The 26,927-nt window shown below is 71.9% G+C and carries 11 protein-coding genes; all 11 read left to right on the forward strand.

Annotation, left to right across the window (positions count from 1 at the left end; all coding sequences use genetic code 11):
• Positions 1-38: 38 nt before the first annotated feature.
• The 11 genes from NOO62_RS35860 (at position 39) to NOO62_RS35910 (ending at position 26,871) form a co-directional block, all read left to right on the forward strand.
• Positions 39-1,829: an aminotransferase class I/II-fold pyridoxal phosphate-dependent enzyme gene (locus NOO62_RS35860; RefSeq protein ID WP_414931037.1), complete on the forward strand. Its 1,791-nt coding sequence runs from the start codon at positions 39-41 to the stop codon at positions 1,827-1,829.
• A gap of 61 nt (positions 1,830-1,890) precedes the next feature.
• Positions 1,891-2,976: a 3,5-dihydroxyphenylacetyl-CoA synthase DpgA gene (gene dpgA, locus NOO62_RS35865; RefSeq protein WP_268774962.1), complete on the forward strand. Its 1,086-nt coding sequence runs from the start codon at positions 1,891-1,893 to the stop codon at positions 2,974-2,976.
• A gap of 14 nt (positions 2,977-2,990) precedes the next feature.
• Positions 2,991-3,668 (forward strand): enoyl-CoA-hydratase DpgB, encoded by a 678-nt coding sequence (gene dpgB / locus NOO62_RS35870; protein WP_268774963.1) that lies wholly within the window; start codon positions 2,991-2,993, stop codon positions 3,666-3,668.
• Positions 3,669-3,853: 185 nt separating this feature from the next.
• Entirely contained in the window at positions 3,854-5,101 is a 1,248-nt protein-coding gene (gene dpgC, locus NOO62_RS35875; protein WP_268774964.1) for a (3,5-dihydroxyphenyl)acetyl-CoA 1,2-dioxygenase DpgC, read from the forward strand.
• 12 nt (positions 5,102-5,113) lie between these two features.
• Positions 5,114-5,935 (forward strand): alpha/beta fold hydrolase, encoded by an 822-nt coding sequence (locus NOO62_RS35880; protein ID WP_268774965.1) that lies wholly within the window; start codon positions 5,114-5,116, stop codon positions 5,933-5,935.
• A 101-nt stretch (positions 5,936-6,036) separates the two neighbouring features.
• Positions 6,037-6,261, forward strand: a complete 225-nt coding sequence (locus NOO62_RS35885) for an MbtH family protein (protein WP_150187631.1) — start codon at positions 6,037-6,039, stop codon at positions 6,259-6,261.
• Between the two features lie 47 nt (positions 6,262-6,308).
• Complete coding sequence (locus NOO62_RS35890; RefSeq protein ID WP_268775937.1) at positions 6,309-8,486, forward strand: ABC transporter ATP-binding protein; 2,178 nt, start codon at positions 6,309-6,311, stop codon at positions 8,484-8,486.
• A gap of 181 nt (positions 8,487-8,667) precedes the next feature.
• Positions 8,668-9,321 carry a response regulator transcription factor gene (locus NOO62_RS35895; RefSeq protein ID WP_268774966.1) on the forward strand — a complete coding sequence of 218 codons (654 nt, stop codon included), beginning with the start codon at positions 8,668-8,670 and terminating at the stop codon, positions 9,319-9,321.
• A 163-nt stretch (positions 9,322-9,484) separates the two neighbouring features.
• The gene (locus NOO62_RS35900; RefSeq protein WP_268774967.1) at positions 9,485-10,759 is read left to right on the forward strand and encodes a sensor histidine kinase; all 1,275 of its coding nucleotides are present in this window, start codon (positions 9,485-9,487) and stop codon (positions 10,757-10,759) included.
• Between the two features lie 264 nt (positions 10,760-11,023).
• A complete protein-coding gene (locus NOO62_RS35905) occupies positions 11,024-22,234 on the forward strand; it encodes a non-ribosomal peptide synthetase (protein ID WP_268774968.1) in 11,211 nt (3,736 codons plus the stop codon).
• Entirely contained in the window at positions 22,231-26,871 is a 4,641-nt protein-coding gene (locus NOO62_RS35910; protein WP_268774969.1) for a non-ribosomal peptide synthetase, read from the forward strand. The genes NOO62_RS35905 and NOO62_RS35910 overlap by 4 nt, the downstream gene beginning before the upstream one ends.
• Positions 26,872-26,927 lie beyond the last annotated feature (56 nt).

Below are 26,927 nucleotides of genomic sequence, written 5' to 3' on the forward strand. Positions count from 1 at the left end.
GGGCCGCGGCCCCCGCCAACCTGACGCAGCAGGGGCCACTGAGCGACGTACGGTCCCTGCTCGAAGCCCGCACCGACTGGGCCGACGTGGACCGGCTCCGCGCCGCCACCGCCCTGCCGCTGCTCGTCGCCGGCGTGCGCAATACGACCGACGCGCTGCGCGCCCTGGACAGCGGCGCCGACGGCGTCGTGGTCACCTCCCTCGACGCGCTCCCCGGGATCGCGGAGACCGTGGCGGGACGCTGCCCCGTCCTGCTGAGCGGCGGGGTCCGGCGCGGCGCCGACGTGCTGACGGCGGTCGCCGCCGGGGCCGACGCGGTCTTCGCGGGACGCCCGGTCCTGCACGGGCTGCGGGCCGGCGGGCGCGCGGGCGTGGCGGAGGTCCTCGACGTCCTCGTCCGGGAACTGGGCGACGCGATGACGTTCACCGGCACCGCCACAGTCGCGGACATCGGCCCCGGCCTGGTCCGCACCGGACCCCGCCCGGCGGATCCGGCCCCGCCCCCGGTCGCGCGGCCGTTGCAGCGGAGCGAACTGCACGCCAGCGTGTCCGACCCGGTCCTGGACACGATGACGTTCCTCAACGAGATCACCACCCGCTACCCGGAGGCGATCTCCTTCGCGCCGGGGCGCCCCTACGACGGATTCTTCGACAGCGAGCAGATCTTCACCCACCTGCGCCGGTACCTGAACCACCTGGCGGAGCAGGGGTGTTCACCGCAGCAGGTGCGGACGGCCATGTACCAGTACGGGCCCACCGCGGGCCTGATCCGCGAGATCATCGCCGACTCGCTGCGCGCCGACGAGAACATCGACGTACCGGCCGAGTCCATCGTGGTGACGGTCGGCGCGCAGGAAGCCATGCTCCTCGTGCTGCGCGCCCTGATCACAGGGCCCGACGACGTCCTCCTCGTCTCCAGCCCCTGCTACGTCGGCATCACCGGCGCGGCCCGCCTCCTCGACATCGCCGTGACCCCCGTGGAGGAGCGGGAGGACGGCGTGTCCTGCGCGGACCTGGAGGCGGTCATCAGGAACGAGCGGGCCCGCGGACGCAGGCCCCGCGCCTTCTACGTCGTACCCGACCACTCGAACCCGTCGGGCACCACCATGGGACCGCGGGCCCGCGCCGAGCTCCTCGAACTCGCGGCCCGGCACGGCATCCTGATCCTCGAGGACAGCCCGTACCGTCTGGTCAGCCCGGGCCCGCCGCTGCCGACCCTGAAGTCCCAGGACCGCGCCCACACGGTCGTCCACCTCGGCTCCTTCTCCAAGACGGTGTTCCCCGGCGCCCGCGTCGGCTTCGTCGTCGCCGACCAGCCCGTCGTCGACGCGTCGGGGCGCACCGGACTGCTCGCGGACGACCTCGCCAAGATCAAGAGCATGGTGACGGTCAACACCTCGTCGCTGAGCCAGGCGGCCGTGGCGGGCACGCTCCTCGCCGCGGGCGGCAAGGTCTCGGAGCTGAACAGTGCGGCGTCCGCGTACTACGGCGACGCCATGCGGGCCACGCTCAGGGAGCTCGACACCCACCTGCCTCCGGAGCGCCGCAAGGCCCTGGGCGTGCGGTGGAACGAGCCCACCGGCGGCTTCTTCCTCACCCTGCGGGTGCCGTTCCGCGCGGACAACGCCGCGCTGATCCGCTCGGCGCAGGACTTCGGGGTCATCTGGACGCCGATGACGTACTTCCATCCCGGCGGCGGTGGCGTGCACGGCATCCGCCTGTCGACCAGCTATCTGACGCCCGCCCAGATCAGCGAGGGCGTCGCGCGGCTCGTGCGGTTCATCGAAGCCGAGAGCGCGCGAGCCTCCGCCCCACGAGAAGGGTCCTGACCGTGACCGGCAGCACGCTATATCCGCGCAGCAAACCACGCATGTGGGGGTGGACCTTCCGATGACCACGACGACCCTTGCCGCCCGCCCCCGCATCACCGGAGTGGGCACGGCCGTCACACCCGCCTCCTACTCCCAGCAGGAAGTGCTCGACGCCTTCGGGATCACCGACCCCAAAGTGCGCTCCGTCTTCCTCAACAGCGCCATCGAGCGCCGCAACCTCACCCTCCCCGCGGAGGACGAACACGGCGTCCGCGCCCCCGAGTCCCAGGGCGACCTGCTCGACAAGCACAAGGCACTGGCCCTGGAGATGGGCGGCGAGGCCCTGCGCGCCTGCCTGAAGGAGGCGGGCGCCGAACTGTCCGACCTCCGCCACCTGTGCTGCGTCACCTCCACCGGCCTGCTCACGCCAGGCATCAGCGCCCTGCTCATCCGCGAACTGGGCATCGACCGCCACTGCTCCAGGACCGACATCGTCGGCATGGGCTGCAACGCGGGCCTCAACGCCCTGGGCGTGGTCGCCGGCTGGGCCACCGCCCACCCGGGTGAACTCGCCGTCGTGCTCTGCGTGGAGGCGTGCTCCGCCGCCTACACGGTCGACTCGACGATGCGGACGGCGGTCGTGAACAGCCTGTTCGGCGACGGCGCGGCGGCTGTCGCGCTGCTGGCGGGCGAGGACCCCGCGCTCTCCCCGACGGGCGCCGAGCCCCCTTCCGTCCTGAAGTTCGCGAGCTGCGTCATTCCCGAAGCGGTCGACGCCATGCGCTACGACTGGGACCGCGTCCAGAGCAGGTTCAGCTTCTTCCTCGACCCGCAGATCCCGTACGTGGTCGGGGCGCACACCGAGCTCGTCGTCGACCGCCTGCTGGCGGGCACGGGGCTGCGCAGGAGCGACATCAGGCACTGGCTGGTGCACTCCGGGGGCAAGAAGGTGATCGACGCGGTCGTGGTCAACCTCGGCCTGACCCGCCACGACGTGCGCCACACGGTCGGTGTGCTGCGCGACCACGGGAACGTGTCCAGCGGCTCGTTCCTGTTCTCGTACGAACGCCTCCTCGAAGAGGACGTCGCGCGGCCCGGCGAGTACGGAGTGCTCATGACGATGGGCCCGGGCTCCACGATCGAGACGGCGCTGATCCGATGGTGAGGACGGAAGAAGCCATGCACCCTCTGTACGCACTGGAGCTGGACGGCTCCGAGCCGATGTCGGCCACCGCCGTCAAGGCGGTCGCCGCCCTCTGCGACCGGACCGAGGACGCGGCACGCGCGGGCGCCGACGTGCCCGTCGTGGCCGTCCACGTCACGGGCGCGCCGGACCACGGCTGGGCCGGACGCCTCGACGTCATGCTGGTCACCAAGTGGGAGCGCGCGCTGCGCCGCCTGGAGCGGCTGCCCGTGGCCACGGTCGCCGTGGCCCGCGGCGACTGCGGCGGCACCGCGCTCGAAGCGTTCCTCGCCGCCGATGTCCGCGTCGCCGCCCCGGACACCCGGCTGCTGCTCCCGCGCGACGCGACGGCGACCTGGCCCGGCATGGCGGGCTACCGCCTGGTGCGGCTCGCCGGGGTCGCCCGGATCCGCAGGGCGTTCCTGTTCGGACGCCCGGTCGAGGCCGCCGAGGCACGCGACCTCGGCGTCGTGGACGAGCTGACGGACGACCCCGCGGCAGCGGTGGCGGCCGTGGCCGAACTCGTCGGCGAGCTGTCGGGCAAGGAGATCGCGATCCGGCGGCAGCTGATGTTCGACGCCGCGACCACGGGCTTCGAGGACGCGCTCGGCGCACACCTCGCGGCCTGCGACCGGGCTCTGCGGCAGGGCGCGGCGGAGGTGGAGACCTTATGACGAGGGTCCGGCCTGCTGGACAGCGGTCTGTGGACGGGGCCGGTGGACAGCGGTCCACGGACGCGGCCGGCGCGTACCGGTCTGTGCCTGGGGCCGGTGCGGAGCGGTCTGCGTGCGGGGCCGGGAGCGAGTCCGTACAGGACGTCTGGTCCCGCCTCCTCGCCTCCTCCGGGGCCCTGGCCCGCGTGGACGATCTGGTCGCCGCCCTGCCGGAACCGCCCGCGCGTACTCCCGGGCAACGCGCCCGGATCGCGGCGGCGAAGGACGCGGCACGTGCCCTGCGGTCCGCCTTCCTCGACGTACACGCGGACGCCGTGTACGACCTGCTGACCGCGGACCGCGCCGAGTCCCCGCGTATCGACGCACTCCTCGACGCGGCCGCCGCGGCGCTCCCCGGCCTCGTGCCCGACGAGAAGCTGCTCGCGATCGAGCGGAGCAAGCCGCAGGCGGCCAAAGAGGGGCACGAGATCGACCAGGGCATCTTCCTGCGGGCCGTGCTCCGCTCCGCGTACGCGGGACCGCACCTGCTCGACGCCATGCTCCGGCCGACCCCCCGCGCCCTGGCGCTCCTGGACGAGTTCACACGTACCGGCGTGGCCGAGATGGAGTCCGTGCGCGTCGAGCGGGGCGCGGACGGGGTCGCGCGGCTGACCATGTGCAGGGACGACTGCCTGAACGCCGAGGACGTCCGGCAGGTCGACGACATGGAGACCGCCGTCGACCTCGCGCTGCTCGACCCGGCCGTCCGGGTGGGGCTGATACGCGGCGGCGTGATGCGCCACCCCCGATACCGCGGCCGGCGCGTGTTCAGCGCAGGCATCAACCTCAAGAGCCTCAGCTCCGGCGACATCCCGCTGGCCGGCTTCCTGCTGCGCCGCGAGCTCGGCTACCTCCACAAGCTCGTGCGCGGCATCCGGACCGACCACCCCGGGCAGTGGCACTCGCCCCACGCGGAGAAGCCGTGGGTCGCCGCCGTCGACGGATTCGCCATCGGCGGCGGCACCCAGATCCTGCTGGTCTGCGACCACGTGCTCGCCGCCTCCGACGCCTACCTCAGCCTCCCCGCGGCGAAGGAGGGGATCATCCCCGGCGTCGCCAACTTCCGGTTCGGCAGGTACGCGGGGCCGCGCCTGTCCCGGCAGGTCATCCTCGAAGGCCGCAGGATCAGGGCGGCCGAGCCCGACGCACGGCTCCTCGTCGACGAGGTCGTGGAGCCCGCGGACATGGACGCCGCCGTCGAGGCGAGCCTGGCGCGTCTCGACGGCGACGCGGTGCTCGCCAACCGGCGGATGCTCAACCTCGCCGAGGAACCGCCCGACGCGTTCCGCGCCTACATGGCGGAGTTCGCGCTCCAACAGGCCCTACGTATCTACGGACAGGACGTCATCGACAAGGTCGGCCGGTTCGCCGCGGCCTCGCCGAGCGCCGGGTGAGAGGACACCGCGATGCCGATCGCCCGGATCAACGGGACCCGCCTCGGCTACGACGAGTACGGCACCGGGGAGCCGGTCGTCATGGTCACCGGCACCGGCGCGCCCGGCCGCATGTGGCGGACGCACCAGGTGCCGGCCCTCACCGTCGCCGGGTACCGGGTGATCACCCTCGACAACCGAGGCGTCCCGCCGAGCGATCCGTGCCCCGAAGGGTTCACGCTCGCCGACATGGTGGCGGACGTCGCGGGGCTCATCGAGCACCTGGGGGACGGGGCGTGCAGGGTCGTCGGCTACTCGCTCGGCGCGATAGCGGTCCAGGAACTCCTGCTCGCCCGCCCCGACCTCGTCCACCAGGCCGTCCTGATGGCGACGAGCGGCCGCACGGACGCCCTGACCGCCGCGATGACCGCCGCCGACATGGAACTCAGCGACGCCGGCGGCAAACTCCCGCCCCGCTTCGCCGCCTACGTACAGGCCCTCCAGAACCTCTCCCCGCGCACCCTCAACGACGAGGAGCGGCTGCGGGACTGGCTGGCCGTCTTCGAGATGTCCACCGTGGACGTGACGGGCGTACGCGGGCAGCTCGGCCTGCAACTCGTCCCCGACCGGCTGAGCGCGTACCGGAACATCGACAGCCGCTGTCTGGTCATCGGGTTCCAGGACGACCTGGTCATCCGCCCGCACCTCACCCGCGAGGTCGCGCAGGCCATTCCCGGCAGCGTCCATACGGAGATCCCCGGCTGCGGCCACTACGGATATCTGGAGCGACCCGCCGAAGTGAATTCCGCGATCACAGGATTCTTCGCGGGCCGAAGCCCGCGAATTGCGCACTGAACGGCACATTGCACGGTGCTCATTCTGGACGGCCTTGTAGGCCCCGAACCGCCCGGCTAGCGTGAAACACGTCCTGCCGACGGCAATTGATCGGAGTGGTTATGCCGAACCCGTTCGACGACGAAAACGGTACGTTCCTGGTTCTCGTCAACGACGAGAACCAGCATTCGCTCTGGCCCGCCTTCGCCGAAGTCCCGGCCGGCTGGCGGACCGTGTTCGGAGAAGACACACGGAAGGCCTGCCTGGACTACATCGAGGAGAACTGGACGGACATGCGTCCGCAGAGTCTCATCGACGAGATGGAGAAGTTCGAAGCCGCCGGCTAGGCGATCCCCGACCGGAACGACAACGAAAACAGGAGGTTTTCGTGGCCATGATCGGCGGCCCGGGGCCGGTACTGATGCGGGGGATGGGTCCCGACGAGGCGGTGACCAAGCAGAAAATCAAGCGTGGCACGGCCAAGCGAATCCTCCCCTATACGAAACCGTATCGCTTCAACATAGGCGTTCTCCTGGTCGTCACCGTGCTCAACGCATGCAACGTGGTGGCCACCCCCATTCTCTTCAAGTACCTCATCGACGACGGCATCGTCGCAGGGGACACCTCGGTGGTCGTGTGGATCGCCGTCGCGGTCGCCGTACTCGCCCTGTTCAGCACCGTCTTCGGCTTCGCGGAGGCCTGGTACTCGGGCCGGGTCAGCGAAGGGCTCATCTACGACCTGCGCACCAAGATCTTCGACCACGTGCAGCGACAGCCGCTGGCGTTCTTCACCCGCGCCCAGACCGGGTCCCTCGTCAGCCGCCTCAACACCGACGTCGTCGGCGCCCAACAGGCGGTCACGGCACTGCTGTCCACGGTGGTCTCCGCCGGGCTGACCCTGATCCTCGTCCTCGGCGCGATGTTCTACCTGTCCTGGGTGGTCACCCTGGTCTCCCTCGTCGTGATCCCGCTCTTCATCCTGCCGGGCCGTGTCGTAGGCCGCAGGCTGCAGCGGATCATGCGCGAGCACATGCAGGTCAACGCCGAGGTCGGCTCGTTCATGAACGAGCGCTTCAACGTCACCGGCGCCCTGCTCACCAAGCTGTACGGCCGCCCCGCCAGCGAGATGGGCATGTTCTCCCGGCTGGCCCGCAAGGGCCGCGACCTGGGGGTCCTGACCTCCGTCTACGGCAAGATGCTCTTCCTGACGATGACGCTCGTCGGCGCCGTCGCCACCGCCCTCGTGTACGGCATCGGCGGCGCCCTCGTCATCGAGGGCACGTTCCAGATCGGCACCCTGGTGGCGCTCGCGACCCTGCTCACCCGGCTGATGGGCCCGATCAACCAGCTGTCCAGCGCCCAGACGAGCGTCCTGACCGCCCTCGTCAGCTTCGACCGGCTCTTCGAGATCCTCGACCTCAAGCCGCTCATCTCCGAGAAGGAGAACGCGGTGCCGCTGCCCGCCGCCTCGGCCACAGCGGCCGCGGACGGCAGCCGCACGGCTCCGGAGGTCACCTTCGAGAACGTCTCGTTCCGCTACCCGAAGGCCGCGGACGTCTCGCTCGCCTCACTGGAGTCCATCGCGCTGCCCTCGCAGGAGCGCACGCAGAACACCTGGACGCTGCGCGACCTGACCTTCACCGTCCCCGCGGGCAAACTCACCGCGCTGGTCGGCCCGTCGGGCGCGGGCAAGACCACCATCACCCACCTGGTGCCGCGCCTCTACGACCCCGTCGAGGGCGTCATCCGGATCGGCGGCCACGACATCCGCGACGTCACCCTGAAGTCGCTGCACGACACCGTCGGCATGGTCACGCAGGACGCGCACCTCTTCCACGCGACCATCCGCGACAACCTCACCTACGCACGCCCCGAAGCGACCGAGCAGGAACTGATCGACGCGTGCAAGGCGGCGCAGATCTGGGACCTGGTCTCCTCGCTGCCCGACGGCTTCGACACCATCGTCGGCGACCGCGGCTACCGCTTCTCCGGCGGCGAGAAACAGCGCGTCGCGATGGCCCGGCTGCTCCTCAAGGCCCCGCCCATCGTCGTACTCGACGAAGCCACCGCGCACCTCGACTCGGAGTCCGAGGCGGCACTCCAACGCGCCCTGAAATCCGCCCTGAAGGGCCGCACCTCCCTGGTGATCGCACACCGCCTCTCCACCATCAGGGACGCCGACCAGATCCTCGTCGTCGACAAGGGCCGGGTCCAGGAGCGCGGCACGCACGAGGAGCTCATGCGACTGGAGGGCCTGTACGCGGAGTTGTACCGTACGCAGTTCTCCCGCCAGCCCTCAGAGAACGGCGACGCTCCGGTGCCCGAGCCGGTCGGCGGCCCGCCGCACGGCCCCGGACCGGTGCTCACCGGCGGACCGGGCGGCCCCGGCGGCCCGATGCCGGGCGGCCCGCACGGCGCCTTCCCCGGCGGACCGGGCGTCTTCCTGGCGGGACCGGGTGGACCTGGAGGCCCTGGCGGACCCGGTGGCCCGGGAGGTCCCGGTGGCCCGGGAGGCGCACGCCACCACCAAGGCCCTGGCCCCGGCGGCCCACCGCCCCCCGGCCACGGATGAGACCAGCCCTCCCCTCCCACGGCATCCGTGGCGCGGCACCCCGCGCCACGGATGCCGTTCCGCCGTACCGGTCCCGCCCGGGCGCCCCGCCGGTAGGCTGAGCCCGGGCGGCGGGCTGTGACCAGTGTGTGACCCCCGCTCGGAGATCCTGGTCAGCCATGATCCATCGGGGGGTGGGGCTGTGCGGGTGCTGGTGGCCGAGGACCAGACCGAACTGGCGGACTCCGTGGCCAGAGTGCTGCGCAGGGAAGGCATGGCCGTCGACGTCGTCTACGACGGAGAGGACGCCCTGGAGCGTGCGTCCGTCGTCGACTACGACGTGGTGGTACTCGACCGCGACCTCCCCACCGTGCACGGCGACGAGGTGTGCGGAGCCCTGATGGCGGAGCCCGCCCGCACGCGAGTCCTCATGCTCACGGCGTCCGGCACCATCGCGGACCGCGTCGAGGGGCTCAGCCTCGGCGCCGACGACTACCTCCCCAAGCCCTTCGCGTACGCCGAACTCGTCGCCCGCATCCGGGCGGTGGCCCGCCGCGCCCAGCCGGCCGTCCCGCCGATCCTCGTCCACGGCGACCTGCGGCTCGACCCCGCCCAGCGGATCGCGACCCGGGCCGGGCACCGACTGGCCCTCACGCCCAAGGAGTTCGGGGTCCTCGAATACCTGCTGGCCGCCCGCGGCCGCGTCGTATCGGCCGAGGAGCTCCTGGAGCGGGTGTGGGACGAGGCGACCGACCCGTTCACCACGACGGTCAAGGCGACCATCAACAGGCTGCGGCCGAAGCTCGGTGCCCCGCCGGTGATCGAGACCGTGCCCCGCGGCGGCTACCGGATCTGACGATGTGAAGCGAGACGAGATGACGAAGCGTCTGCGAAGCGCGGCACGCGCGGCCCTGTCACGCACGGCCCTGCTACGCGGGTCCCTGCCCCGAGCAGTCCTGTCCCGAGGTGTCCTCCCCAGCGCCGGGCTCGTCTCGCGCCTCGTGCCCAGGCGGGTCCGCATGCGGCTCACCCTCCTGTACGGCCTGCTGTTCGTCATCTCCGGCGCCGTCCTGCTCACCATCACGTACCTACTGGTCAACCGCCCCACCAACACGGTCCTCGTCAGCCGCCGCGGAGGCTCCGGCGCACCCGGCGACGCGGGCGTCCACATGTACACGCGCGACGAGGTCCCCGGCGCGGTCGACAGCTTCGCGCACGCGCAGCAACAGCAAGCCGTGCGCCAGCACGCCGCCGAGATGCAGCACCTGCTGACCCAGTCCGGCATCGCGCTGGCGATCATGTCGGTGATCGCCATCGGCCTCGGCTGGATCGTCGCGGGCCGCGTCCTGCGCCCCCTGCGCACCATCACCACCACCGTCCAGCGCATCTCCGCGCACAACGTGCACGAACGCCTCGCCGTCGAAGGGCCCGGCGACGAACTGAAGGACCTGGCCGACACCGTCGACGGCCTCCTCGGCCGCCTCGAAGCGGCCCTGGACTCCCACAAACGCTTCGTCGCCAACGCGGCACACGAACTGCGCACCCCCCTGACCGTGGAACACGCACTCCTGGAGGAATCCCTCATCGACCGAGAGGCCACGGTGGACTCCTTCCGGTCGAACTTCGAGCGCCTCCTCACCCTCAGCGAACAGCAGGCCCGCCTCCTGGAGTCGCTCCTCACCCTGTCCGGCAGCGAACGCGGCCTCGACCGCAGGGAACCGCTGGACCTGGCCGAGCTGACCGACAACGTGCTGCTCGGCTCCCGCAAGGAGGCCGAACGCCACAACCTGCGGGTCGAGTCGCACACCCACCCCGCGGGCCTCTGGGGCGACGACGCCCTCGTCGAACGCCTCGTCGCCAACCTCGTGGACAACGCCATGGGCTACAACGTGCCCGACGGCTGGGTGACGGTCGTGACCGGCGTACGGGGCGGCTGCGCGTTCGTCCGCGTCTCCAACACCGGACCGCGGATACCGCCCACCGGAGTGAGCCGCCTCTTCGAGCCCTTCCAGCGCATCGGCAGGAAAGCCGACAACGGGCATCACGGGCTCGGTCTGTCGATCGTGCGCTCCATCGCCGCGGCCCACGACGCGACGCTGAACGCGCACGCGCGGGCACAGGGCGGCCTCGTCGTGGAAGTGGGCTTCCCTCTGCGAACGACGGCACCACCGCTGCCGCACGCGCCGTATGCGACGCAGGCGCCGTACGCGCCGTACGCGCAGAACCAGCCGCCGACACCGGTCACCGAGCCTTACGACGCCGGGCCCCGCTCCTTGAGCGCCGCCTCGGAATAGGAATAGCCCGGGTACGTCCCGGCCAATGCCAATCCCGGACGGTCGCGCCCATTCCTCCCGCGGCCATAACATCTAATTCTCCGTGCGAGGCCGCGCGCATTTTCCCGGGCAGGCCTTCCGGTACGCCCGAGCGCCTGCCCACCTCGCCGTCCAAGTGCGAGAACTGAGCGGTTGGACGGCTCTCGTCCTCGTACGGTCCAGTCGCCAGGAGAACGGCCCGAACATTCGGAACAGCCGAGGGGAATTGCTCGGCCAGGGGGAATGATGAACGGCAACGCGGCTCGCACTCTGCCCCTCCTCGACGCCCAGGAGGGAATCTGGCTGGCACAACGCGTGTCGGGCTCACGCAGGTTGTACAGCGTCGGGCAGTACGTCGACATACACGGGCCCGTCGAACCGCACCTGCTCGAGCGCACACTGCGGCAGTTGACGGACGAGACGGAAATCCTGCACGCACGATTCGAGGACGACGGCGCGGGCGGAGCGCGCATGACTTTCCCGCCCCAGCCCCTGAATGCCCGGGACCAGAGCACTGCACACCCCCTTCTCGATTTCCACGACCTGACCGGGCAGGAAGACCCGCAGAAGGCCGCCGAGGCGTGGATGCGGGCAGAACTCGACCAGGAGATCGCCTCCCACGCCGACCGCCTCTTCTCCCACGCACTCTTCCGTCTCGCCCCCGACCACCACATCTGGTACCAGCGCTACGACCACCTCCTCATGGACGCCCACGGCTGCTCCCTGCTCGCCCGCCGCGCCGCGGACGTCTACACAGCACTCCTCACCGGACGGCCCTGCACCCCGGCGGACCACGCGCCGCTGCGCACGCTGATGGAGGAGGAGTCCGCGCACCGCACATCGGAACGCCACGAGGCCGACCGCCGGTACTGGCACGAACACTTCGCGGACCGCCCCGACCTGACCGGCATCCCGGGCCACGCCACGCCCGGCGACGGCGAGGGCGGGCTCCCGCACGACACCCGCCCCGGCGACATCCTGCGGGAGACCGGCCACCTGCCGCCCCACGCCGTCGCGGCGCTGCGCGCGGCCGCCGCCCGCGCCGAGGCGAGCTGGCCACGCCTCGTCGTAGCGGCGGTCGCCGCCTTCGTGGGCCGCCTGAGCGGAACGGACGAGGCGATCCTGAGCCTCCCGGTAGCGGGCCGCACCAGCGACCCGGCCCGACGCACGCCCTGTACCTCGGCCAACATCCTGCCGCTCCGCGTCCCCGTGACGGCATCCACGAGCCTCCTGGACCTCGCACGGACGACGGACAGGGAGATCGACGCCCTCCTCGACCACCAGGGCCTGCGAGGAGAACGGCTGCGCCGCGAACTCGGCTGGCCGACGGGTGACCGCTGGCACTTCGGCCCCTACGTCAACGTCATGCCGAGGGCCGGGGAAACCCTGTCGTTCGGCGGTCACCGCTCGGTCGTGCGTGACCTGTCGAGCCGCCGCGTCGAGGAGTTCGGCGTGCTGGTGAGCGGCGCGTCGGAGGGCCAGGACATGGAGATCACCTTTGAGGCGAACTCCGCCCTGTACGACCGTGCTTGGGTCCGAGCGGGCCTCCACGCCTTCCTGCGCTTCTTGGAACGGTCGACGGCCGACCCGTCGCAGCCTGTCGGCGGAGTGACTCTGCTGGACACGGCTGAACGCACCCAGGTACTGAACAGCTGGAACACCACCGAAGGGCCGGTCCCTGTCGCGGACTCGGTGCCGAAGCTGCTGGCCCGCCACCTCGCGTGGTCGGCGGACGCGGTGGCGGTGGAGGACGGCGAACAACGGCTCACCTATGCGGAGTTGGACAGGGCGTCCGGTCGTCTTGCCTCGCATCTCGCGCACGAGGGAGTGACCCGTGGCGACCGGGTCGCGGTGGTGATGGAGCGGTCGGCGGATCTGGTCGTGGTGTTGCTCGGGGTGTGGCGGGCGGGGGCGGCGTTCGTGCCGGTGGATGTGGAGTATCCGGCGGAGCGGGTGGCGTTTCTGCTTGCGGATTCGGATCCGGCGGCGGTCGTGTGTACCGAGGCGCACCGTGACTTGCTTCCCGCGGAGTACGTGGGCCCGAGGGTGGTGTTGGACGATCCGGGCGTGCGTGCGGCTGTCGATGCCTGTCGTGCGGACGGGCCCGTGGCGCGGGTGGGCGGGGAGGACGTGGCGTATGTGATGTACACGTCGGGGTCGTCGGGGGTGCCGAAGGGTGTGGTGGTTTCGCATGGTGCGGTGGCGGGTCTGGTGGGGGATTCGGGTTGGTCGGTGGGTGCTGGTGATGCGGTGTTGATGCATGCGCCGCATGCGTTTGATGTGTCGTTGTTCGAGGTGTGGGTGCCGTTGGTGGCGGGTGGCCGGGTGGTGGTGGCGGGTTCGGGTGTGGTGGATGCGGGGCGTGTTCGGTCGGCTGTGGGTGGTGGTGTGTCGGCGGTGCATGTGACGGCGGGGATGTTCCGGGTGTTGGCGGAGGAGTCGCCGGGGTGTTTTGCGGGTTTGCGTGAGGTGTTGACGGGTGGGGATGTGGTGCCTGCGGGTGCGGTGGCGCGGGTGCGGGAGGCTTGTCCTGGGGTGGCGGTACGGCATTTGTACGGGCCCACGGAGACCACTCTCTGCGCGACGACCCACCTCCTGGGCGCGGAAGCGGAGGCGGGGCGGACGCTGCCCATCGGCCGTCCGCTGTCCAACCGGCAGGTGTACGTCCTGGACGCGGCGTTGCAGCCGGTCCCGGCCGGAGTGGTGGGGGAGTTGTACGTCGCGGGGACCGGTCTGGCGCGCGGCTACTTGGGGCGGCCTGGGTTGTCGGCGGAGCGGTTCGTGGCGTGTCCGTTCGGTGGTGACGGGGTCGGGCGGCGGATGTATCGCACGGGTGACTTGGTGCGGTGGTCGGCGGGCGGTGAGTTGCTGTTCGTGGGGCGTGCGGACGAGCAGGTGAAGGTCCGTGGGTTCCGGGTGGAGCTGGGTGAGGTCGAGGCGGTGCTGGCCGGGCACGAGGGGGTCGGGCAGTCGGTGGTGGTGGCCCGCCAGGACGTGCCCGGTGGTGAGAAGCGGCTCGTCGGGTACGTCGTGCCGGACGGCGAGTGCGAGGTGGATGCCGCGGCACTGCGGGCATACGTGGCGGGGCGGTTGCCGGAGTACATGGTCCCGGCCGCCGTGCTGGTCCTGGACGCCCTGCCGCTCACGGCCAACGGCAAGCTCGACCGCCCCGCCCTGCCGTCGCCCGACTTCGAGGGCGCGGGGACGGTGCGCGGCCCTGCGACCCCCGTGGAGGACGTCCTGAGCGGACTCTTCGGCGAGATCCTCGGCCTGGGTCGGGTCGGCACCGACGTGTCGTTCTTCGAGCTGGGTGGGGATTCGCTGTCGGGGATGCGGTTGGTGGCGCGGGTGCGTGCGGTGCTTGATGTGGAGGTGGGGATAGGGGAGTTGTTCGGGGCGCCGACGGTGGCGGGGTTGGCGCGGTGGGTGGGTGAGCGTGCGGGGTCTGCGGTGGTCGGGGGGCGTCCTGTGTTGCGGGTGCGGGTGCAGCCGGATGTGGTGCCGTTGTCGTTCGCGCAGCAGCGGATGTGGTTCTTGAACCGGTTGGAGGAGACGGTTCCGGGGGCGGCGTCCGCGTACAACTTGCCGTTGGTGTTACGGATTTCCGGCCTGCTGGATGTGGCCGCGTTGGAGGCGGCTCTGGGCGATGTGGCGGACCGCCACGAAAGCCTGCGGACGGTCTTCCCCGAAGCGAGCGGCGTTCCCCGCCAGCTGGTCCTCGAGGGCGAAGCGGGACGACCGCCCCTGCTGACCGTGGAGTGCGCCGCGCCTCGGGTCGCAGAGGCGCTGGCGGAAGAGGCGGGACACGGCTTCGACCTGCGCACCGATCTGCCGTGGCGGGCCCGCCTGGTGGTGGCGGGTGAGCGTGAGTGCGTGTTGTCGGTGGTGGCGCATCACGTGGCGGTGGACGGCTGGTCGATGGGGGTGCTGGCCAGGGATTTGGAGACGGCGTATGCGGCGCGGTGTGAGGGTCGGGTGCCGGGCTGGAGCGGGTTGCGGGTGCAGTACGCGGATTACGCGTTGTGGCAGCGGGAGGTGCTGGGGGAGCTGGATGACCCGGCGAGTGTCCTGAGCGGCCAACTGGCGTACTGGCGTGACACGTTGGAGGGCCTGTCCCAGGAGCTGGTGTTGCCGGTGGATCGGGCTCGTCCTGCGGTGCCGTCGTTCCGGGGGCGGCTGGTGCCGGTGGCGGCGGACGCGGCGACGCATGCCCGGCTGGTGGGGGTGGCGGGGCAGGGCCGGGCGACGATGTTCATGGTCGTACACGCGGCCGTGGCGTTGTTGTTGTCCCGCCTCGGGGCGGGCGATGACATCACGGTCGGAACGCCGACCGCGGGCCGTGAGGATGCCGCCCTGGAGGATCTGGCGGGTTTCTTCGTGAACACGCTGGTGTTGCGTGCCGACGTGGGAGGGGATCCGACCTTCGCCGAGCTCCTGGAGCGGGTGCGGACCGCGGATCTCGCGGCGTACGCGCATCAGGACGTCCCCTTCGAGCGCCTCGTCGAAGAGGTCAACCCGACGCGGTCGGTGTCCCGCAACCCGCTCTTCCAGGTCATGCTCGCTCTGGACCACGTGCCCGAACCGCAGTGGCGCCTCCGGGGCGTGGAGGTGCGTTCCGCCTCGATGAGGGCGCCCGCCGCCCGCTTCGACCTCGCGGTGACTCTGACGGAACGCCGCGACGAACGCGGGGCCCCGGCGGGCCTCGACGGCGAGATCCTCTACGCGGCCGACCTCTTCGACCACGACACGGCCCTGTCCCTGGCGAACCGGCTCGCCCGCGTCCTCGAACAGGTCGCCGCGGACCCGAACCTCCGCCTCAGCGAGATCGACCTCCTGGCCCCCGCCGAACGCACGCAGATCGTGCGGCGCTGGAACGACACCGCGACCGACGTCCCGGACGCGTCGATACCCGAGCTCTTCGAGCGGTGCGTGTCCCGCTCGCCGGGGGCGTCGGCAGTGCGGTGCCGTGCAGAGGCGCTGACATACGGGGAGCTGGAGGCGCGGGCGAACCAGCTGGCCCGGCATCTCATGCGGCTGGGGGTCGGGCCCGAGTCGCGGGTGGGACTGTGTCTGCCGCGTGGCGTCGACATGGTCGTCGCGGAGCTGGCGGTGTGGAAGGCGGGCGGCGCGTTCGTGCCGCTGGACCCGGAGTACCCGCCGGACCGCCTCGGCTACGTGCTCGCCGACAGCGGAGCGACCGTCGTACTGGGCGTCGCCGAGACCCTCGGAGCGGTGCCCGCGGGCACGGCGCGAGCGGTGCTCCTGGACGACCCGGACGTCGGTCGGGCGCTGGCGGCGGCGTCCTCCGACTCCCTTGGCAGGCGGCCGCCCCGAAACCAGCTGGCGTACGTGATCTATACGTCGGGTTCGACGGGTCGTCCCAAGGGTGTGGCCGTCGCGCATGGTGGCGTGGCGAATCTGGCGGCGGCGATGCGTCCGGTTCTTGGTGTGGACGCGGGTGTCTCGGTGTTGCAGTTCGCGTCGTTCAGCTTCGACGCGGCGGTGCTGGACGTGGCGGTGACGCTGTCCGGTGGCGGCACGCTGGCGATCGCCTCCGCGGAGGAGCGGGCCGAGCCGTCGGCGCTGGCGGCGATGATCGAGTCGGCGCAGGTGACGACGGCGAGCGTCGTGCCCTCCCTGTTGAGCGTCCTGGACCCGGCCGCGGTCTCCGGCGTACGCGACTGGGTCCTCGGCGCCGAGCTGCTCACCGCCGACCTCGCGAGCCGGTGGACGTCCCAGGCGCGGGTGTGGAACACCTACGGCCCCACCGAAGCCACCGTGATGGCCACCGCGGGTCCCGTGGACGCCGGGATCGAGCCCGGCGACGAGGCGCCGCCCATCGGCCGCCCCCTCGACAACGTACGGCTCTACGTACTGGACGAGTTCCTGCACCCCGTCCCGCCGAAGGTCGTCGGCGAGCTGTACATCGCGGGTCCGGGCCTCGCCCGGGGCTACTCGGGGCGTCCCGATCTGACGGCGGAACGCTTCGTGGCGTGCCCGTTCGCCATGAGCGGTGGGGGTGGCGGGGAGCGCATGTACCGCACCGGGGACCTGGCCCGCTGGGCGGCCGACGGGCAGCTGTCGTTCGCCGGCCGCGCGGACGAGCAGGTGAAGGTGCGCGGGTTCCGCGTGGAACCGGGCGAGGTCGAGGCGGTGCTCACCCGGCACGAGGCGGTCGGCCAGGCGGTCGTCGTGGCCCGCCAGGACGGCGGACCGGGCAGCGACAAACGCCTGGTCGCCTACGTCGTCCCCGAAGAACGACGGCATCAGCACCGGCACCACCAGCGGCCTCAGCGCGGCGGCGACATCGACCCCCAGGAGCTGCGCGCGTACGCGGCCGGGGTCCTGCCCGAGTACATGGTCCCGGTGGCCGTGCTGGTCCTGGACGCGCTGCCGCTCACCGTCAACGGCAAGCTCGACCGCGCCGCCCTTCCGGCTCCCGACTTCGCCGCCCGCGTCTCCCGGCGCGAACCGCGCACGCAGACCGAAGAGATCCTGTGCGGCCTCTTCGCGGAGGTTCTCGGCCTGGAGTGGGTCGGGATCGAGGACGGGTTCTTCGAGCTGGGTGGGGATTCGCTGTCGGGGATGCGGTTGGTGGCGCGGGTGCGTGCGGTGCTTGATGTGGAGGTGGGGATCGGGGAGTTGTTCGGGGCTCCGACGGTGGCGGGGTTGGCGCGGTGGGTGGGTGAGCGTGCGGGGTCGGCGGCGGCCGGGGGGCGTCCTGTGTTGGGGGTGCGGGTGCGGCCGGATGTGGTGCCGTTGTCGTTCGCGCAGCAGCGGATGTGGTTCTTGAACCGGTTGGAGGAGACGGTTCCGGGGGCGGCGTCCGCGTACAACTTGCCGTTGGTGCTGCGGATATCGGGCCTGCTGGACGTGGCCGCGTTGGAGGCGGCCCTGGGCGATGTGGCGGACCGCCACGAAAGCCTGCGGACGGTGTTCCCCGACATCGACGGCGTCCCCCGCCAGCAGGTGCGGCACGGCGACGCGGGACGCCCGCCGCTGATCGTGCTGCGGGCGGACGACGTGAGCGACATCGACCGCACGCTCGCCGCGCAGCTGGCGACCGGCTTCGACCTGCGCACCGATCTGCCGTGGCGGGTCCGCCTGGTGGTGGCGGGTGAGCGTGAATGTGTGTTGTCGGTGGTGGCGCATCACGTGGCGGTGGACGGCTGGTCGATGGGGGTGCTGGCCAGGGACTTGGAGACGGCGTATGCGGCGCGGTGTGAGGGTCGGGTGCCGGGCTGGGCCGGGTTGCGGGTGCAGTACGCGGATTACGCGTTGTGGCAGCGGGAGGTGCTGGGGGAGCTGGATGACCCGGCGAGTGTCCTGAGCGGCCAACTGGCGTACTGGCGGGACACGTTGGAGGGCGTGTCCCAGGAGCTGGTGTTGCCGGTGGATCGGGCTCGTCCTGCGGTGCCGTCGTTCCGGGGGCGGCTGGTGCCGGTGGCGGCGGATGCGGCGACGCATGCCCGGCTGGTGGGGGTCGCCGGGCAGGGCCGGGCGACGATGTTCATGGTCGTACACGCGGCTGTGGCGTTGTTGTTGTCCCGTCTGGGGGCGGGCGATGACATCACGGTCGGGACGCCGACGGCGGGCCGTGAGGATGCCGCCCTGGAGGATCTGGCGGGTTTCTTCGTGAACACGCTGGTGTTGCGTGCCGACGTGGGAGGGGATCCGACCTTCGCCGAGCTCCTGGAGCGGGTGCGGGCCGCGGATCTCGCGGCGTACGCGCATCAGGACGTCCCCTTCGAGCGCCTCGTCGAAGAGCTGAACCCGACGCGCTCGCTCTCGCGCAACCCCCTGTTCCAAGTGATGCTCGCCCTCCAGAACATCCCCGAAGTCACCTGGGACCTCCCGGGTGTCGACGTCCGCCCCGCGCCCCTGCCGCCCGAACTCGCCGCCCGCTTCGACCTGGCGGTGTCCGTCGTCGAGCGCCGCGACGAGTACGGGGCCCCGGCGGGCCTCGACGGCGAGATCCTCTACGCGGCCGACCTCTTCGACCACGACACGGCCCTGTCCCTGGCGAACCGGCTCGCCCGCGTCCTCGAACAGGTCGCCGCGGACCCGAACCTCCGCCTCAGCGAGATCGACCTCCTGGCCCCCGCCGAACACACGCAGATCGTGCGGCGCTGGAACGACACGACAGCACCCGTCTCGGACGACCTGGCCCCCGAGTTGTTCGGTCGGCGGGTGGGGGTGTCGCCGGGTGCGGTGGCGTTGGTGTCGGGTGAGGAGCGGCTGACTTATGGGGAGTTGGGGGCTGGGGCGGGTCGGTTGGCTCGGTTCTTGGTGGGGTTGGGTGTGGGGCCTGAGGTGCGGGTGGCTGTGGTGGGTGAGCGGTCGGTGTCTTTGGTGGTGGCGTTGTTGGGGGTGTCGTTGGCGGGGGGTGTGTTCGTTCCGGTGGATGCGGGTTATCCGGTGGAGCGGGTGGGGTTTGTGCTGGGTGATGTGGGTCCGGCGGTGGTGGTGTGCACGGTCGGGTCGCGGGGTGTGGTGCCGGAGGGGTTCGCGGGTCGGGTCGTGGTGGTGGACGATCCGGGGACGGCTGCGGAGATCGGGCGGTGTGCGCCGGGTCCGTTGGGGGACGGGGAGCGGCTGGGGGTGCTGTCGGCCGCGCATGCGGCGTACGTCATCTACACCTCGGGTTCCACCGGCACCCCCAAAGGCGTCACCGTCTCGCACGGAGGTCTGCGCAACCTGATCGCGGAGAACGTGCGGCGCTACGCCATCGACCCCGACAGCCGGGTCCTGCAACTCGTCTCGCCGAGCTTCGACGTCTCCCTCGCGGACATCTGGCCCACCCTCTGCGCAGGCGGCCGGCTCGTGCTCGCCCCCACCCGCCTGGACATCTCCGGCGACGAACTGGCCCGCCTCCTGCGCACCCGCCGCGTCACCCACGCCGCGATCCCCCCGACCTTCCTCTCGCAGCTGCCCCCGGATGAACTGCCCGACCTGGGCCTGCTCATCACGGGAGGCGAGGCCATGCCGGTGGAGGTGCGTCGGCGCTGGTCGGCGGGGCGGGCCATGTACAACCAGTACGGGGTCACCGAGTCGACGATCATCTCGACGACCGCCCTGATCCGCGACAGCGAAGGCCCGCCGCCGATCGGGCGCCCGGTCGCCAACACCCAGGCGTACGTGCTGGACGCGTCCCTGCGCCCGGTGCCCGCGGGGGTGGCCGGGGAGCTGTATGTCGCAGGTGCCGGGCTCGCCCGCGGCTACGTGGGCCGCGCGGGCCTCTCCGCCCAGCGGTTCGTGGCGAACCCGTTCGGTCCCGGCCGCCGGATGTACCGCACCGGTGACGTCGTCCGCTGGACCAGCGACGGCGAGCTCGTCTTCGCGGGCCGCGCCGACGACCAGATCAAGATCCGGGGCCACCGCATCGAACCCGGCGAGATCGAGGCCGCCCTCGCGAGCTCCCCCGGAGTGCGCCACGCGGCCGTGACCATCAGGGAGGACCGGCCCGGCGAGCCGCGCCTCATCGGCTACGTCGCCGCGGACGGCGAGACCGTCGACGGACGGACGGTCCGCGAGTACGTCACCAGCGTACTCCCCGAGTACATGGTGCCGACGGCCGTACTGGTCCTCGACGCCCTGCCGCGCACCGCCAACGGCAAGGTCGACCGGGCCGCGCTGCCCGCCCCCGACTTCGCGGGACGCGTCACGAGCCGTGAGCCGCGTACCGCGACCGAGGAGATCCTCTGCTCGCTCTACGCCGACATGCTGGGGCTCGACCGGGTCGGCGCCGAGGACAGCTTCTTCGCGCTGGGCGGCGACTCGATCAGCTCGATGCAGCTGGTGTCCAGGGCCCGCCGGGCGGGTCTGGTCGTGACGCCCCGGCAGGTCTTCGAGGAGAAGACCCCGGAACGCCTCGCGGAAGTGGCGGAGCTCGCCGAGCACAAGACCGCGGCGGACGACGACGGCGTCGGCGAGGTGCCGTGGACGCCGGTGATGCGGGCCTTCGGGGAGAAGGTCGCGGGCCCGGACTTCACGCAGTGGATGACGTTGGGCGTACCGGCCGGGCTCGGCCTCGACGCCCTCACCGCAGGCGTCGCCGCCCTCCTGGACACCCACGACATGCTGCGGGCCCGCACCGTGCCCGGTGAGCCGAAGCTGATCGTCGGCGAGCCCGGATCGGCGGGGGCGGGGGCGGCGGTGTCCCGCGTCGACGCGACCGGCGCCGCCACCGGAGCCCTGGACGAGATCGCGGGCCGGGCGGCACGGGAAGCGGCCGGCGAGCTCGACCCGGCGGCAGGAACGATGCTGCGGGCGGTATGGGTCGACGCGGGCCCCGACCGCACCGGCCGGGTGGTCCTCGTAGCCCACCACCTGGTGGTGGACGGCGTGTCCTGGCGCGTCCTCGTACCGGACCTGCGTGCGGCCTGCGAGGCGGTGGCCGCGGGCCGCACACCGCGGCTCGACCCCGTGGGGACGTCCTTCCGCCGCTGGTCCGAACTGCTGACCGCGCAGGCGGCCGAGGAGTCGCGGCTCGCGGAGCTCCCGGACTGGCTGACCCTGCTCGGTGAGCACCAACAGCCCCTGGCGGGGCGCCCATTGGACCCCTCCATCGACACGTCCCGCACCCTGTGCCGCCGCTCGTGGACCGTTCCCCCGGAGCAGGTCGGGACGCTGGTCGGCCGGACACCGGCCGCGTTCCACTGCGGTGTCCACGAAGTGCTCCTCGCCACCCTCGCGGGCGCGGTGACGCACTGGCGCGCCGACCCCGCCCCCGGGCTGCTGCTCGACATCGAGGGGCACGGGCGCGAACCGCTGGACGGCACCGACCTGCTGCGGACGGTCGGCTGGTTCACGAGCGCGCACCCGGTGCGTCTCCAGGTGACCGGCGTCGACCTGGACGACGCTATGGCCGGTGGCAGGGCTGCCGGTACGTTGGTGAAGGCCGTCAAAGAGCAGGTGAGGGCGGTCCCCGGGGACGGACTCGGCTACGGCCTGTTGCGTCATCTGAACCCCCGGACGGCCCCGGTCCTGCGGGCCGCACCGGCGGCGGAGATCGGCTTCAACTACCTCGGCCGGTTCACCGCGGCGGCGAAAGCCGCGGAGACGACGGAGGCGGCGGCAGCCGGGGAACCGGGAGCGCGGGAGCCGGGAGCGGTCGGCGCCTGGCAGTTGGCGGGCCCCGCGGGGGCGGGCGGCACGGACGGCTCGGACACACCGGCCCCGCACGTACTGGAGGGGATCGCGGTCGTCCGGGACACACCGGCAGGTCCCGAACTCACCGTCACGCTCAGTTGGCCGCAACGGCTCCTCACCGAGACCGACGTGGAACGGATCGGCCGGACCTGGGTGCGCCTGCTCGCCGGGCTCGCCGCCCACACCGACGACCCGGCCGCGGGCGGACACACCCCGTCCGACTTCCACCTCCTCGACCTGGAGCAGGACGAGGTCGACCAGTTCCAAGCGATAGCAGCGAAGCTCGAGGGAGGTCTGTCCCGGTGAAGTCTTCAACCGCCGCCCACGGCGCGGCCCTGGCCGAAGTGTGGCCCCTGTCGCCCTTGCAGGAAGGGCTGCTGTTCCACGCGGACTTCGACGACCGGGGCCCCGACGTCTACGCCGTCCAGTTCCTGCTGGACGTGACAGGGCCCCTGGACCCGGACCGGCTCCGCGCCTCGTGGGAGACGCTGCTCGACCGGCACGCGGCGCTGCGGGCCAGCTTCCACCGCAGGAAGTCCGGCGAGGCGGTGCAGCTCATCACCCGCAACGTGCCGCTGCCCTGGCGCGAGGCCGACCTCTCGGACCTCACCGAGCCGCAGGACATGACCGACCAGGCCGAGAAACTGGCGGCACAGGAACGCGCCCAGCGCCTGGACCTGACCGTCCCCCCGCTGCTCCGCCTCCTCCTGCTCCGACTCGGCACGGACCGGCACCGCCTCGTCGTGACGTCCCACCACCTCCTGATGGACGGCTGGTCGATGCCGGTCCTCCTGAACGAGCTCTCACAGGTGTACGAGGCGGGCGGCGGCCCGCTCGTACTGAAGCGCGCGGCCTCCTACGGTGAATATCTGGCGTGGCTGGGACGCCAGGACAAGGAGGCCGCGCGCGCGGCATGGCGAGCGGAGCTGGCAGGAGCGGACGGGCCGACGCTCGTGGCACCGGCCGACCCGAGCGGCGCCCTCGTCCTGCCGGAAGAGACACCCTTGCGCCTGTCCGAGGACGACACGCGGGCCCTGACGGAGACGGGCCGCGCCCACGGACTCACGGTGAACACACTGGTGCAGGGCGCGTGGGCCCTGGTGCTCGCCCCCCTCGCCGGCCGCACGGACGTCGTCTTCGGCGCCACCGTCGCGGGCCGCCCCGCCGAACTCCCGGGCGTCGAGTCGATGGTCGGCCTGCTCATCAACACGCTCCCGGTCCGTGTACGCCTGGACGGCGCGCAGCCCGTGACCGAGCTCCTGACCCGCCTCCAGGAGCGCCAGTCGGCCCTCATCGCCCACCAGCACCTGGGCCTCGCGGAGATCCAGAAGCTCGCCGGTCCCGGAGCGGTCTTCGACACCCTTGTGGTCTACGAGAACTACCCCACGCCTCCCGCCCGCCCTGCCACCGAAGACCTCCCCGCCTTCACCGCGTCGGCAGGCCATCAGGCGACCAACTACCCGGTGACCCTCGGCATCCTCGCCACCGACCGCCACCTCCACGTCCACGTCACGTCCCGCCCGGACCTCATCCCCCAGGAGAAGGCAGCCGAGTTGGGCCGACGGCTCATCCGCGTCCTCCGGCAGATCGCGACCGACCCGACGACCCCGACCGCCCGCATCGACGTCCTGGAGGCCCCGGAGCGCGAACGCGTACTCCGCGAGTGGAACGACACGGAACGCACGGCGCCGACCGAGTCCGTCCTGCACGACTTCGAGCGTTGGGCGTCCCGTACACCGGACGCGGTGGCGGTGCGGTGTGGTGAGGAGGCTTTGTCGTACGCGGAGTTGGAGGTGCGGGCGGATCGGCTGGCGCGGCGGTTGGTGGGGCTGGGGGTGGGTCCTGAGTCGCGTGTGGGGCTGTGTCTGCCGCGTGGTGTCGACATGGTCGTGGGGGAGTTGGGGGTGTGGAAGGCGGGTGGTGCGTTCGTTCCGCTGGATCCGGAGTATTCGGCTGATCGGTTGTCGTTCATGGTGGCCGACAGTGGTGCGGGTGTTGTGGTGGGTGCGGGGGAGAGTCTGGCGGGCGTGGCGGTCGGCGGGGCGCGGGTCGTGCTGCTCGGCGAGGACGACGCGGAGTGCTCCGAGGTCCCCGTTGGCGTGCGGCTGTCTGCGGAGCTGCTGGCGTACGTGATCTATACGTCGGGTTCGACGGGTCGTCCCAAGGGTGTGGCTGTCGCGCATGGTGGCGTGGCGAATCTGGCGGCGGCGATGCGTCCGGTTCTTGGTGTGGACGCGGGCGTCTCGGTGTTGCAGTTCGCGTCGTTCAGCTTCGACGCGGCGGTGCTGGATGTGGCGGTGACGCTGTCCGGTGGCGGCACGCTGGCGATCGCTTCCGCGGAGGAGCGGGCCGAGCCGTCCGCGCTGGTGGCGATGATCGAGTCGGCGGGGGTGAGCACAGCCAGCGTCGTGCCTTCCTTGCTGGGCGTGCTGGACCCCGCCACGGTGCCGGGCGTACACAACTGGGTCCTCGGCGCCGAGCTGTTGACGGGCGAGCTGGCGAGCCGGTGGACGGCACAGGCACGCGTGTGGAACACCTACGGCCCGACGGAAGCCACCGTGATGGCCACGGCGGGACCGGTGGACGCCACGACGGGGCCCACCGACGATCCGCCGCCGATCGGCCGCCCGCTGGGCAACGTACGGACGTACGTCCTGGACGGGTTTCTGCGACCGCTTCCGGTCGGGGCGACGGGAGAGTTGTACGTGGCCGGGCCGGGTGTGGCCCGGGGGTATGTGGGGCGGCCGGACCTGACGGCTGAACGCTTCGTGGCGTGCCCGTTCGGTGCGGGCGGCCGCATGTATCGCACCGGGGACCTGGCCCGCTGGACGGCCGACGGGCAGTTGTCGTTCGTCGGGCGTGCGGACGAGCAGGTGAAGGTGCGTGGGTTCCGGGTGGAGCCGGGGGAGGTCGAGGCGGTCCTTGCGGCGCATCCGGGGGTGCGGCAGGCCGCGGTGATCGCCCGCGAGGACCGGCCCGGCGACAAACGCCTCGTCGGTTACGTCGTGCCGGACGGTGAGCGTGAGGTGGATGCCGAGTCGCTGCGCGTACACGTCGCGGGGCGGTTGCCGGAGTACATGGTGCCCGCGGCCGTCGTGGTCCTGGACGAGCTGCCGTTGACCGTGAACGGGAAGGTGGACCGGGCCGCGCTGCCCGCGCCGGACTTCGCCGCGCGGACCATCGGTCGGGAGCCACGCACGGAGAGCGAGCGCGTGTTGTGCGCGCTGTTCGCCGAGGTGCTGGGGTTGGAGCGGGTCGGCGTCGAGGACGGGTTCTTCGAGCTGGGCGGCGACTCCATCAGCTCCATGCAGCTGGCTTCGCGGGCGCGCCGTGCGGGGCTCGTCATCACGCCCCGGCAGGTGTTCGAGGAGCGGACGCCGGAAGGCCTGGCGGCCGTCGTGCGGGCGCCCGACGAGGCACGGACGACGGTCGACGTCGGCGTGGGCGAGGTGCCGTGGACGCCGGTGATGCGGGCGTCGGGGGAGCGGGCGGCGCGGCCCGGGTTCGCGCAGTGGGTGGTGCTGGGGGTGCCGGGCGGCCTCGGGCTGGACGTTCTTGCGGTGGGTCTGTCGGCCGTGCTGGACGCGCACGACATGTTGCGGGCCCGCACCGTTCCCGGTGAGGCGCGGCTCGTGGTGGCGGAGCCGGGGTCGGTCGACGCGGCTTCGTCGCTGTCACGTGTGGATGCGGTGGGGGCCGGGCCCGAGGTGGTGCGGGAGCTGGCGGCCGGTGCTGCTCGGGAGGCGGCGGGGCGGCTGGATCCGGTGGCCGGGGTGATGGTGCGGGCGGTGTGGGTGGACGCGGGACCCGACCGGGCCGGTCAACTCGTGCTAGTAGCACACCACTTGGTGGTCGACGGCGTGTCCTGGCGGGTGCTGGTCCCGGATCTGCGGGCGGCGTGCGAGGCGGTGGCCGAGGGGCGTGTGCCGGAAGTCGATCCGGTGGGTACGTCGTTCCGGCGCTGGTCGCAGTTGCTGACCGCGGAGGCCACCGGGGAGCAGCGGGTCGCGGAGCTCGACGGCTGGCTGGACCTGCTCGGGGAGACCCAACCCCACCTTGCACGCCGCGGGTTGGACTCGTGCCTCGACACCGTGGGCACCTTGCGCCGACAGAGCTGGGTGGTGCCCCCGGAGCAGGCGGAGGCGCTGCTCAGCAGGACGCCGACCGCGTTCCACTGCGGTGTCGACGACATCCTGCTCGCGGCTCTCGCAGGCGCCGTCGCGCACTGGAGGCCGGAGGCGGCCGCGGGCCTCCTGGTCGACGTGGAGGGGCACGGCCGTGAACCGCTCGGCGGACACGACGACGTGGACCTGTCCCGCACGGTCGGCTGGTTCGCCGCCGCCCACCCGGTCCGCCTGGACGCCTCAGGGATCGACCTCGCCGAGGCCCGCGCGGGCGGCCCCGCGGCGGGCGCGCTGCTGAAGTCGGTCAAGGAGCAGCTGCGCGCGGTGCCGGGCGGTGACGGGCTCGGTTACGAGCTCCTGCGCCATCTCAACGCGGAGACCGCACCCGTCCTCCGCGCCCGGCCCGCTCCCGAGATCGGCTTCAACTACATGGGCCGGTTCACATCCGACGTACGGGCATCCTCCGCGACCGGCGCATGGCAGTTGCAGGGCGAGACGGCCATCGGCGGGTCGTCCGACCCGGACATGCCTCTGCGGCACCTGCTGGACGCGGGCGCGATGGTCCAGGACACCCCGGGAGGCAGGCGGCCGCAACTGACGGTCACCCTGAGCCGGCCCGGACACCTAGTGGCGGACGACGAGGCCGAAGAGCTCGGCCGCACCTGGGTGGAGCTCCTGTGCGGCGTGGCCGCCCACACCGACGCGCCCGCCGCGGGCGGTCACACGCCCTCCGATTTCCCTCTCCTCGATCTGGCGCAGGACGAAGTCGACGAATTCGAAGGGGCACCGGGCCCGACCGCGGCCCAAGACCCCTCCTGACGCGCACCCGACACCCCTCCCATCCCGCAGAACCCCGCTCGTGCCCACACATCTCG

The sequence above is a fragment of the Streptomyces sp. Je 1-369 genome (assembly GCF_026810505.1).
Classification (GTDB): Bacteria; Actinomycetota; Actinomycetes; order Streptomycetales; family Streptomycetaceae; genus Streptomyces.

Coding starts and splice junctions, on each gene's coding strand:
- dpgA (WP_268774962.1), top strand. CDS start 1,891: ATGACCACGACGACCCTTGCCGCCCGCCCCCGCATCACCGGAGTGGGC.
- dpgB (WP_268774963.1), top strand. CDS start 2,991: ATGCACCCTCTGTACGCACTGGAGCTGGACGGCTCCGAGCCGATGTCG.
- NOO62_RS35880 (WP_268774965.1), top strand. CDS start 5,114: ATGCCGATCGCCCGGATCAACGGGACCCGCCTCGGCTACGACGAGTAC.
- NOO62_RS35885 (WP_150187631.1), top strand. CDS start 6,037: ATGCCGAACCCGTTCGACGACGAAAACGGTACGTTCCTGGTTCTCGTC.
- NOO62_RS35890 (WP_268775937.1), top strand. CDS start 6,309: ATGATCGGCGGCCCGGGGCCGGTACTGATGCGGGGGATGGGTCCCGAC.
- NOO62_RS35900 (WP_268774967.1), top strand. CDS start 9,485: ATGCGGCTCACCCTCCTGTACGGCCTGCTGTTCGTCATCTCCGGCGCC.
- NOO62_RS35905 (WP_268774968.1), top strand. CDS start 11,024: ATGAACGGCAACGCGGCTCGCACTCTGCCCCTCCTCGACGCCCAGGAG.